This is a genomic window from Pseudomonadota bacterium, from assembly GCA_026390555.1.
GTDB lineage: Bacteria > Bdellovibrionota_C > UBA2361 > UBA2361 > OMII01 > OMII01.
On sequence record JAPLFS010000005.1, the window covers coordinates 1 to 8,544 of the forward strand.

10 protein-coding genes are annotated in these 8,544 nt (G+C 52.0%); 6 read left to right on the forward strand and 4 right to left on the reverse strand.

Features of this window, described 5'->3' with window-relative positions; translation table 11 throughout:
• The 3 genes from NTV65_00245 to NTV65_00255 form a co-directional block, all read left to right on the forward strand.
• The coding region (locus NTV65_00245) for a hypothetical protein (protein ID MCX6113634.1) at window positions 1–228 on the forward strand (228 nt) is incomplete at its 5' end.
• A 142-nt stretch (window positions 229–370) separates the two neighbouring features.
• Window positions 371–1,042, forward strand: a complete 672-nt coding sequence (locus NTV65_00250; GenBank protein ID MCX6113635.1) for a hypothetical protein — start codon at window positions 371–373, stop codon at window positions 1,040–1,042.
• Window positions 1,039–2,397 (forward strand): sigma-54 dependent transcriptional regulator, encoded by a 1,359-nt coding sequence (locus NTV65_00255; GenBank protein ID MCX6113636.1) that lies wholly within the window; start codon window positions 1,039–1,041, stop codon window positions 2,395–2,397. The genes NTV65_00250 and NTV65_00255 overlap by 4 nt, the downstream gene beginning before the upstream one ends.
• 84 nt (window positions 2,398–2,481) lie before the next feature.
• Here the strand turns inward: NTV65_00255 and NTV65_00260 are convergent, their stop codons facing one another.
• From NTV65_00260 to NTV65_00275, 4 genes are read right to left on the reverse strand one after another with little or no spacing between them, the layout of a single operon-like run.
• A complete protein-coding gene (locus NTV65_00260) occupies window positions 2,482–3,768 on the reverse strand; it encodes a metal ABC transporter permease (protein MCX6113637.1) in 1,287 nt (428 codons plus the stop codon).
• On the reverse strand, window positions 3,758–4,657 hold the full coding sequence (locus NTV65_00265; protein ID MCX6113638.1) for a metal ABC transporter permease: 900 nt from the start codon (window positions 4,655–4,657) through the stop codon (window positions 3,758–3,760). Before NTV65_00265 ends, NTV65_00260 begins: the two co-directional genes overlap by 11 nt.
• A gap of 1 nt (window position 4,658) precedes the next feature.
• Window positions 4,659–5,456: a metal ABC transporter ATP-binding protein gene (locus NTV65_00270; GenBank protein ID MCX6113639.1), complete on the reverse strand. Its 798-nt coding sequence runs from the start codon at window positions 5,454–5,456 to the stop codon at window positions 4,659–4,661.
• A 1-nt stretch (window position 5,457) separates the two neighbouring features.
• Complete coding sequence (locus NTV65_00275; GenBank protein ID MCX6113640.1) at window positions 5,458–6,471, reverse strand: zinc ABC transporter substrate-binding protein; 1,014 nt, start codon at window positions 6,469–6,471, stop codon at window positions 5,458–5,460.
• 51 nt (window positions 6,472–6,522) lie between these two features.
• On the opposite strand from NTV65_00275, the gene mntR reads away from it, so the two are divergent.
• From mntR to NTV65_00290, 3 genes are all read left to right on the forward strand, one after another.
• On the forward strand, window positions 6,523–6,981 hold the full coding sequence (gene mntR, locus NTV65_00280; protein MCX6113641.1) for a manganese-binding transcriptional regulator MntR: 459 nt from the start codon (window positions 6,523–6,525) through the stop codon (window positions 6,979–6,981).
• Between the two features lie 5 nt (window positions 6,982–6,986).
• Window positions 6,987–7,916, forward strand: a complete 930-nt coding sequence (locus NTV65_00285; GenBank protein ID MCX6113642.1) for a hypothetical protein — start codon at window positions 6,987–6,989, stop codon at window positions 7,914–7,916.
• 155 nt (window positions 7,917–8,071) lie between these two features.
• The coding region (locus NTV65_00290) for a GDP-mannose 4,6-dehydratase (protein MCX6113643.1) at window positions 8,072–8,544 on the forward strand (473 nt) is incomplete at its 3' end.

The following is an 8,544-nucleotide window of genomic DNA, read 5'->3' on the forward strand; positions in this document are numbered from 1 at the left end:
ATAACCTATTCAGTAATTCAACCGACTTTTGATAGACTTCGAGCTTTTCATGACAAAACATATCTTCTATTAATCGGTGCTTTTCGAAATAAGTTTCCGGTATCGGAGCGGGAGCAGGTAACGGGAAGCGGTTCACGTTCCCGCGCAGGGGTTCAGCATCCATTATCTTACATTCTTCGACCGGCTTTTCTTCCAACTGCCGCGCATAGTTATGCCATCATCCAGTAGCTTCCCACCCACACTTATTGGTGAGGAACCAGAAATCGCTGGCATCTGTTCGAAACAGTTCGTATTATAATTAAAGCTGCTTAGAAATATTACATAGGTGCTATAAGCTAGTGGGTCCCCGTTATCTTGGAGAGCCTAAGGCGTGCCACTATTTACCGACCATAAAGATAGTTGTGAGAGTGAACTGAAGCTCTTTGAGAGGCTTGCCCGTGCGCTGCTGCACTCTATCCGGGGCGATCTGGCTGTAATTCAAAACGATCTCTCATACTTCGCCTCTACCGGTACTTCTGAGGATGTGGCGCGCGCTAAGGCGCGCTGCGGTTCCATTTCAGCAACGCTAGCGAAGCTCTCGCATGCCAGGGCGCCGCAGGGGTGTTCCGCAATCGCTGTACGAGATCTGATTGAACCTCTAGTTATAGAAGGCCCTGATTCAGAGGCAGAGCTGTTTTGCGATCGGACATCTCTGAAGCGGGCCTTATCGTTTATTCCCTCGGTTCTTGCTGTCTCTATAGCGGAGGCTCTGGTGGAGGTACATGAAAAGGAGCTCTTACTTGTGCTTAATATTTTTCATAAATCTAGTGGAGCTGATGATCGGGAGTATCCCTCACTTAGCGCCTACGCAGCGCAGGAACTTGGGGAGGGGGCGGTGATTGAAGCCGCCGTAGCAGATTTAATCCTGAGAGATCATGCATGCAGAACCTCTATCTGCGTGGGCTCTCAAGCGATCTCTATACGGCTGCTCTTTGCTAACTATCAGCAGCGCGTAGAAGAGCTACGAAACGAGCAGGGATTGGGTACGGAGGTGTCATCATGAAGGACGTTCTTTTAGTAGATGACGATGCAGATCAGCTACAAAGCATGGCACGCGCGCTTTCTCCCCTTGTGAGCCCTCTATCTATCTGTGGCGCAGGGGATAGCGCCGCAGCGCTCTCTATGGCGCTCCAGGAGGACCCCAAGGTTGTAGTACTCGACCTCTGTCTTAACGAGAAGATTGGGGTTGAGAGTGGCTTTCAACTTCTTCAAGCCTTACGGGTTCAGAATCCATTAGCGCGCCTGATAGTACTAACAGGGCACGGCTCAATAGTGCACGGCATTCGGGCTCTAAATTTGGGGGCCGCGAGCTTTCTAGAAAAACCATCGGAGCCAGCTCACGTTGCGGCCTTGGTTAAGGACGCTGTTAGTCAGGCGGTTCTTCGTAGAGAGTATGAGCAGCTTGCGCAGAAACGGGGTAGCCCGCTGCTTGAGCAGCTATCTGGATCTAGCGCGAGTATAATGGCGCTGCGGGAGCAGCTCCTGTTTATTGCTAGCACGCAACAGTCAGTATTAATTCTTGGTGAAACTGGAACCGGTAAGGGGCTGTGCGCCCGACTGATTCATGAAATGAGCCCCAGACGATCGAAGAAATTCATTCACTACCAGCCGAATTTTGGCGGGGGTGATCTAGTGCAGAGCGAGCTGTTTGGGCACTTAAAAGGGGCTTTTACTGGAGCAACCGAGGCGCGTAAGGGGATCGTATTAGAGGCGCATTTAGGCACCCTCTTTATCGACGAGCTTGATGAATTGACCCCCGATACTCAGATAAAGTTATTAGACCTTATTCAGGAGAAACGTATTCGCCCCGTTGGAGCGGATAGTTTTCAGAGCGTTGATTGTCGCTTTTTGGCGGCAACTAACCGCGATATCGAGGAGGCGATCTCGTCCGGCAAGATACGACGAGACCTGCATCACCGTATCGCGCACTGTCTTGTTCGAATCCCCCCGCTACGCGAGCGTTTAGAAGATATCCCGGATCTATGCGGGATGTTTCTCTGGCAGCTACAGGAGCGCGAGGGGCTGAATGTGTTTGAACTCACCTCTGATGCGCTTGGAGAGCTATCAAAGAGAGCATGGCCTGGGAATGTAAGGGAGCTGCAAGGGATGGTTGAAACGGCGGCCTACCACGCACGCTTTAAGAATCGTGCTGGCATTACACTGGAAGATCTAACTATTAATGGACGCTCTGCGCAGCAGTCAGGCCCCATTAGCACATCTTTTCACGAGCAGGTTAGACACTTTAAGGCGCGCTTAATTGAGCAGGCCCTTGAGGCCAGTGAGGGTAATCAGGTTCAGGCAGCAAAGATGCTTGGATTGGATCGTGGTACTATGAGAAGAGCTCTTACTAGGGGATGATGTGGCGTTGTCAAAGGGGTTGCACTATGGATTTCACTATGGGTTCCACTATGGATTTCACTATGGGTTTCACTATGGGTTTCACTACGGAATAACCTTACCGTGCGGATCCAGTTTTGTAGCGAGCTCTTTCTCTAACTCGCGCGTTAAGGCTAGTCCTATAAAGTGCTCGGTACGCTCGGATGGAATATGCAGGTGATCGAGTGCAAGCCCAAGGTGCTTTGCCAGATACGATTCCCACAGTCGGTGTGAACGCACCAGGGCCTGAGCCTCAAGCATACCACGCTCCGTTAGGTGTAGGGGGGCGTTTAAGGCACGCACCACCTCGCCCCGTCTGATAAGCGAGCGCAGCGCCAGGCGCGTTAAAATACTTCGCCCTAGCGCCTGATAGATCTCGCGGTGAGTTAGGGGGTTACTGTGATCCCTACCAACGACTTCGTGCCAGCGATATAACATGCCGAGTATATCGTCACGGAGGATGCGGTAGCGCAGCATCGCTCTAGTAATGACCCGTTGTGCAAGGCCGTGGCGTGGTGCCACTACCAGGCTAATAGCAAAGATAACTCCTGATACTACGCTCATCATCCCAGCGACCGAGGTGTTTAGGGTAAGGGCGCCGGCGTACCCACCGAACGCCGCAACGATACCGAGCGCCGCCGCAATGAAGATCAACAGCCCGAGCCTGTCGGTAAGTAGATAGGCTGTTGCGGCCGGGGTGATTAACATCGAGATAACCAGTATCGATCCAACCGCCTCAAAGGAGGCGACCGCTGTAATAGTAACGCTTGTTATCAGTACGTAGTGAATCAGGGTGGTATTAAATCCAAGCGCCGAGGCCAGCACCGGATCAAAGGAGGAGATTTTAAGCTCCTTAAAAAATATCGATACGAGAGCTATGTTTATTAGGAGGATAATACTGAGCCAGACAAAGCTGCGTGGTAGCAGCATAGAGAAGAGCTCGGTCGTATCAAATGGGGTCAATTCTGCCAGCCCATATAGTACACACCCCGGATCGAGATCGACGTTACGAGCGCCCCAGGTAAGTAGGAGAACTCCGATAGCAAACATGGTCGTAAAAACTATACCTAGCGCTGCATCCTTCTTAAGGATCGTACTTTGAGAGAGGAGAGAGGAGAGTAGCGCCGTTAGCAGCCCCGCCAGCGCCGCCCCAAGCAGCATAAAAATGGGGCTTCTCTCGCCGCTTATCATAAAGGCTACTGTAATACCGGGAAGGATTGCGTGTGAGATCGCATCCCCCAAGAGGGCCGAGCGCCTTAGCATTAGAAAAACACCTGGAATCGCACAGGCAGCCCCGCACACCGCACAGGTTGCGATCACCCAGAGCTCATCTACAGAAAGATTAACTAGCATGGCGGCGACCCCGTCTTACAAGATATGCATAGAGCCCATGAGATGGAGATAGTGTTAGCGAGAGCGAGAAGATTACAGCGCTTGAGATGATGATTAGGGGCCCTGTTGGAAGCCCCTGCGAGGCTAGCGGGCCAGGTATAGCGACACTTAGCACCGTTCCAGAGAGGCAGGAGAGGGCGCCGAAAGCTCCGGCAAGAAAGAGCATCGTTCGTAGGTTATCGGTCCAGAGTCGGGCGCTAGCGGCTGGAATAATAAGAAGAGAGGCCACAAGCACAGCCCCAACAGCAGGCAGCCCTGCTGCTGTACACATAGCAACTAGACCCATCAGGAAGATATCAAGTGCCATTACCGGATAGCCCTGGGTCCAGGCGAACTCGCGGTCGAAGCAGAGTAGCTGCAGCTCCTTGAAAAATATCGTAACGAAGAATATCGCTAGTATCGAGACCACCATAATAAACCAAACGTCAGCGCTGGTTATCGTCGCAGCTTTGCCGAAGATAAAGTTATCTAATCCGGCGTAGTTACCATCCGGTGTATTATGAATAATACGAGATAGCGCGATCCCAAGACCGAAGAGTGAGCTAAGCACTATCCCTATAGCGGCGTCCTCCTTTATTCGGGAATATGAGCAGATAGAGGAGATCATGATTACGCTTAAAAGCCCAAAAACTACGGCGCCAGCAAAGAGATAACCAAAGTGTCGGTCGTAAAAAAGCAGGAATGAAACGCACACTCCGGGGAGAGCGGCATGCGCTATGGCGTCTCCAACCAGTGCCCTCTGTCGCAATACGGTAAAGCAACCAACCACCCCGCACGACAGGCCGAGCAGCGACGTTCCTAGCATAACCAGGAGCGTATTAAAGGAGGTGAGGTGATCAAGAAAGTCCATATTACGTTATTTTGCTTGAGATATCCTGCTCGCTCCGTACCGTACCGGTACGTACCGCCTCAGTAATACGGTCGAGGATAGTAAGCCTTCCTCCATAGGTCGCATGAAGATTCTCTGGGGTGTATACGTCGCTGATACTACCAGCGGCTACTAGGCGCAGGTTTAGCATTACTACCCAGTCGAAATATTCTGGGATAGTTTGCAGATCGTGGTGTACGGCGACCACAGTTTTCCCTGTAGATCGCAAGACTCGTAGGATATCGATGATAACGCGCTCTGTGGCGGCATCGACCCCCGAGAAGGGCTCATCCATCAGAAATAGATCGGGCTCCTGAGCGAGGGCTCGCGCTAGAAAGACGCGTTGTTGCTGTCCTCCTGATAGTTGTCGAATCTGACGGTCGGCAAAGGCCTCTATACCTACCTGTGCTAGACAGGCGGCGGCAAACTCGCGGTCGCTAGCGCTCGGGCGCTTTATCCAGCCGAGCTTTCCGTAGCGACCCATCAGAACCACCTCTTGAACCGTTATTGGGAAGTCCCAATCAACGCTCTCGCGCTGTGGAACGTACCCGATCCGTTTGCGAACTAGATCGATCGGTTGATTAAGAGCGCGGATAAAGCCGGTTGTTGTGGGCACTAATCCGAGGATCGCCTTAAGTAAGGTTGATTTACCGGCGCCATTTGGGCCGACGATCGCAACTAGTTTACCGCTAGGTATCTCAACATCGATATCCCATAGGACAGGTTTTTGTCCGTAAGCAACCGTTAGGTCATGTACCTCAATCGCCGTTGTTTTTGTCATATCATTTGCCGCGTGAGAGGGCTTTTTTAATCGTTGTTACGTTGTGACGTACCATGCCCTCATAAGTGCCCTCAGGTGTCGCAGGACTACCGAGGGAGTCACTAAAGAGGGTTCCGCCAATTGAGATAGCATGGCCCTGTGCGCGAGCTCCCTCAACGAGCGCCTCTACCATCTTTGGAGAGACACTTGTTTCGATAAAAACCGCTGGGATACGTCGCATGCTGAGGGTTCGCACCAGATTGTTTATATCGCGGAGGCTAGCCTCGCTATCGGTGCTAATACCCTGAACACCGAGCACCTCGATATCATACGCTGCTCCAAAATATCCAAATGCGTCGTGAGAGGTGACAAGTAGTCGGGAGTCTTGCGGTATTGTGCTGAGCTCTGAGGCGCACCATAGATCGAGTGCGATGAGCCTCTCGCGTAAAGCCGCAAAACGGCTATGGTAGCCGGCCTTATGAGCTGGATTATACTCGCTCAGAGCGTCCCGAATCCTCTCTGAGGCAAGGATCCAGAGCGAGACATCGAACCATACATGCGGATCGTGGGCCACGGCGATGGTGGATGTTGTCCGCAGGCGATCGTGCGCAATGGTGTCAGTTACGGCCACGACCGGCTGTCGTTTAGAGAGTTTTTCGAAAACGTCCGCCATCTTTCCCTCTAGATGCAGACCGTTAAAGAGAATTAGCGAGGCCTGTGAGAGCGCGCGCAGGTCTCCGGGGGAGGGTTTATATGTGTGTGGGTCGACCCCTTCGCGCATCAGGGGTGTGATTACTATCCCTGTTCCTCCTTCTGTCTCTACCGCTGTACCGGGGATGGAGCCAGGGGTGGAGCCAGGGATAGTGCCAGGGTTGGTGCCGGCGATAGAGCGCGCCGTATCGGCGATAATGTTCGTTGTTGTGATTATTGTAAAAGGGGGAGACTCTGTTAGTCCCAGTTTGCAGGGGCTTAGGAGGACAAGTAAGGCGACAGAGGCTAGCCTGTATATTGTATCCCTAGCAAACAAATGTACCATAAGCTACAATCTACGGGGTAAGACTAGGTGGCGTCAAGGAGATTCGAGGGGATGAAGTCCGATTCTAAAAGCTGTAAAACAAAAAAACGGCACGTTGGGGCACCCTCGGCCGAGCACCACCGAAAGGCCAGGGAGGCCAGGGCGAGCGAGATTGCGCACGACTACGTTGAGGTTATCGATGACCTTATAAAAGCTGGGAGTGAGGCGCGCCTAGTCGATATCGCGCGCCGTTTGGGGGTTACCCACGTTACCGTTAACCGAACTGTGGCTAGGCTGCGCAAACAGGGGTTGGTGATTAGTGAGCGATATCGATCTATATTTCTAACCGAGGCTGGTAAAAAGCTCGCCGAACAGGTACGTCGGAGGCATCGGATCGTGCTGAATTTCCTCCTATCGTTAGGAATTAGGGAGGGGATAGCAAGAACGGATGCTGAGGGGATCGAGCACCACGTTAGTAAGGCGACCCTACGCGCGTTTGAGAGGCATATAGCTGGGAAGAACAGGAACTAGATACTGTGAAAACTATAGTAGATGTTTTGGTATATCTCTCAGTCCGAGGGCTCTTCGCTGTTCTAGGCGTCCTTCCGCAATGGGTGCGGGTGGCGTTATTTGCAAATCTCTTCCGGCTGGCGCTTCTGGTTATGCCGAAGTTAAAGCGAACCTGCCTACAAAATCTCGAACTTGCATTTCCAGAAAGGGATGTAGGGTGGCGACGGAAGATTCTGCGCAAGAACATGACTGAGATGGGGAGATTATTGGCGGATACCGTCAGGCTCGCAACTATTGATCTGGCATGGATTCAAGCACACATGGATTTTCAGCAGCTTGAGAGCTGCACCGGGCGCTTAAAAGCTCTAGGTGGGCCGGGGGCTTTGGTAATTACCGGACACCTTGGAAGTTTTGAGCTACTTGGACATACCTGTGGGTTAATAGATTACCCGATTGCGCCGGTGGCCCGTAAGTTTGGCTCACCCCTACTTGATAATTGGTGGACCGGACTGCGCGAGATAAGTGGTAACCGCATTATCGATCGTAAGGGGGGCTACAAAGCCATGCTAGCGGCCGTTTTGCAGGGCACTCCGGTGGCGGTTCTTTTCGACCAGAACGTTACCAGTAAACATGCTGTATTCGTTGATTGGTTCGGCACGCAGGCAGCCACAACCAAGGCCATTGCGCTTATAGCTATTAAAACCAGGGCGCCGATCTTCGTTACCTCTCTGCGCTATGTAGGGGGTGACCGTTATGCGGTAGATGCGCTTGATTGCGATTGTACGGATATATACGAAGATAGTCAGGCATCGTATGAGGAGAAGGTGCGTATCCTGACTCAGCGGATCTCAGATCTATATTGCCAGTTAATCGTAAAATTTCCAGAAGGGTGGTTCTGGCTCCATCGGCGTTGGAAAACCCGACCGGAGGGGGATAAGAGGGCTATCTACTCATAATATGTAGCTATCCACAGGATCAGGACCGTATGAATAGTTGCAAAACATGGTGAACAGTTTATTTATTTATAAGGCCCCCCCTAGAGCACTATCGACAAAGGCCCTTTTAATACAATAAGATTTGTACCTTAGCAGCGGTTTAAGCAGGGCATAATGTGACGATACTGGTTACCGGCGGAGCGGGATTTATAGGCGCTAATTTTATCCTCGATTGGATCGAGGCTGGCGGCGAGACCGTTATAAATCTGGACAAGTTGACCTATGCAGGCAACCTGCTCTCGCTCTCCTCCCTTGAGGGAAACAAGCGCCATATATTTGTGCGGGGAGATATAGGCGACTCCGAAACGGTGCGAACGCTTCTGCGTAAGTACGCAGTTAGAGCCGTTATAAATTTCGCGGCAGAGAGTCACGTTGATCGCTCAATTCACGGCCCCGCTGAATTTATACAAACTAACGTCGTTGGTACCTTTAATCTGCTCGAAGAGGTGCGTAGCTACTGGAGCGAGCTCGAAGGGGATCTCAGGCGCGCCTTTAGATTTCTGCACGTCTCTACCGACGAGGTCTACGGCTCCCTAGCGCCCTCCGATCCAGCTTTTAAGGAGACCCATCCCTACGAACCGAACAGTCC

Bases quoted from the DNA above. Each gene is read 5' to 3' on its own strand.
- NTV65_00255 (MCX6113636.1), top strand. From the start codon at position 1,039: ATGAAGGACGTTCTTTTAGTAGATGACGATGCAGATCAGCTACAAAGC.
- NTV65_00260 (MCX6113637.1), bottom strand. From the start codon at position 3,768: ATGCTAGTTAATCTTTCTGTAGATGAGCTCTGGGTGATCGCAACCTGT.
- NTV65_00265 (MCX6113638.1), bottom strand. From the start codon at position 4,657: ATGGACTTTCTTGATCACCTCACCTCCTTTAATACGCTCCTGGTTATG.
- NTV65_00270 (MCX6113639.1), bottom strand. From the start codon at position 5,456: ATGACAAAAACAACGGCGATTGAGGTACATGACCTAACGGTTGCTTAC.
- NTV65_00275 (MCX6113640.1), bottom strand. From the start codon at position 6,471: ATGGTACATTTGTTTGCTAGGGATACAATATACAGGCTAGCCTCTGTC.
- mntR (MCX6113641.1), top strand. From the start codon at position 6,523: ATGAAGTCCGATTCTAAAAGCTGTAAAACAAAAAAACGGCACGTTGGG.